We start from the raw sequence: 1,809 nt of genomic DNA on the forward strand, positions 1-1,809 counted from the left end.
ACACCTCACCGCGCCGCGCGCGTACCCGCAGGTCGGGGTTTTGATCGAGCAGCCACTGGACCTTCGCGGCGGAGAAGTAGGTGGCGGGCGGCAGGCCGGTGCGCTCGCGGATCACGTCGCCGCGACCGTCGCGGTCGAGCTCGGCGACGATCCGGTCGGTCCGGGTGTCCTGCCAGACGATCACGTTGTGCACCGGTACGCCGGTCGCCCGGTCCCACAGCACGACGCTCTCGCGCTGGTTGGTGATGCCGACCGCGGCCAGATCGGCGGGGACCAGCCCGGTCTCGCCCAGCGCGACCGCGATGCACTTGCGGGTGTTCTCCCAGATCTCCAGCGCGTCGTGCTCGACCCGCCCGGCGCCGGGCAGCAGCTGCCGGTGCTCGATCTGGTGCCGACCGATCTCGGCACCCGCACGATCGAAGATCATGAACCGTGTGCTGGTGGTGCCCTGATCGATCGCGCCGACGAAGTCCGCCACGGTTTCCCCTCCCGGTCGCCCTGTGTGCCGCGACGGTAAAAACCGGACAAGGCGGGGTCAACGACGACCGTGCGACAATGTCGCACGTGCCGGGTCTGATCCAGTCCATCGAACGCTCGTCCGCCGTATTGCGGCTGCTCGCGGCCAGTCCGGACCGGCTGAGGGTGAAGGAGATCGCAGATTCCCTCGGGCTCGCCAAATCGACCGCGCACAGCATCCTGCGTACGCTCGAACACATCGGCTTCGTCGAGCAGGACCCCCGCACCGCCCGCTACCGGCTCGGCCGCGCCCTGCTCGAGCTCGGCACCGGCGGCCTCGACGTCAACGAGCTGCGCGCCCGGGCACTCGACTGGGCGGACGCGCTCGCCTCCCGCAGCGGCGAGGCGGTCCGCATCGGCGCGCTGCACGACGGCACCGTGCTGGTCGTGCACCACGTGTTCCGGCCCGACGACTCCGCGCAGTCGATGGACACCGGCAGCCTGCTGCCCCCGCACGCGACCGCGCTGGGCAAGGTGCTGCTCGCCTACGACCCGGTGGCCGCGGACGCCGTCGCGCGGGACACGCTGGACGCGTACACCCGGCGCACCATCGGCTCGCCGCGGGACCTCGCGCGGACGCTCGCCGAGATCCGGTCGCGAGGCTGGGGGCTCTCGGTCGAGGAGCGGGAACCGGGCCGCGCCGGCATCGCGGCGCCGATCCGGACCACCGGCGGCCTGGTCGTCGGCGCCATCGGGATCTCCGGCGGGGTGGAACGGCTCTGTGACACCCGCGGCCGGCCCCGCCTGGCGCTGGTCGATCACGTCTGCGACGCCGCCCGCGCCATCTCCCGCGACCTGTCCGGACCGCGCGCATGAGCGAGCGCTACGTCCTCGCGGTGGATCAGGGCACCACCTCCACGCGGTGCATCCTGTTCGACCGGCGCGCCACCGTCGTCTCCGTCGTCCGCAGCGAACACCCGCAGTCCTACCCGCGGCCCGGCTGGGTCGAACACGACGCGGCCCGGATCTGGCGCGACGTGCGGCGCCTCATCCCCCGGGCACTGAAGGAGGCCGGCATCGGGCCCGAGCAGGTCGCGGCCATCGGCATCGCCAACCAGCGCGAGACCACCGTGCTCTGGGACCGGGCCACCGGCGCGCCGATCGCGCCCGCCATCGTCTGGCAGGACATCCGCACCGGCGACCTCGTCGAACGGCTCGGCCGGCAGCCCGGCGCCGCGCTGGTGCCGGAGCTCAGCGGACTACCCCTGACGACCTACTTCTCCGCGACCCGCTTGCGCTGGCTGCTCGACAAAGATCCAAGCTTGCGGGTACGCGCGGAGCACGGCGAAGTGC

Annotated in this window: 3 protein-coding genes; 2 read left to right on the forward strand and 1 reads right to left on the reverse strand. The window is 72.6% G+C overall.

Annotated features, from left to right (window positions below; genetic code table 11):
* Positions 1-478 (reverse strand): FGGY family carbohydrate kinase (locus ODJ79_RS46455; RefSeq protein WP_263030166.1); only part of this gene is annotated, 478 nt, incomplete at its 3' end.
* Positions 479-564: 86 nt separating this feature from the next.
* Between ODJ79_RS46455 and ODJ79_RS46460 the strand changes: the two genes are divergently transcribed.
* Together ODJ79_RS46460 and ODJ79_RS46465 are read left to right on the forward strand one after the other, a co-directional pair.
* The gene (locus ODJ79_RS46460; protein ID WP_263030167.1) at positions 565-1,332 is read left to right on the forward strand and encodes an IclR family transcriptional regulator; all 768 of its coding nucleotides are present in this window, start codon (positions 565-567) and stop codon (positions 1,330-1,332) included.
* Positions 1,329-1,809 (forward strand): FGGY family carbohydrate kinase (locus ODJ79_RS46465; RefSeq protein ID WP_263030168.1); only part of this gene is annotated, 481 nt, incomplete at its 3' end. The genes ODJ79_RS46460 and ODJ79_RS46465, both read left to right, overlap by 4 nt.

It is taken from the genome of Actinoplanes sp. KI2 (genome assembly GCF_025630775.1).
Classification (GTDB): Bacteria; Actinomycetota; Actinomycetes; order Mycobacteriales; family Micromonosporaceae; genus Actinoplanes.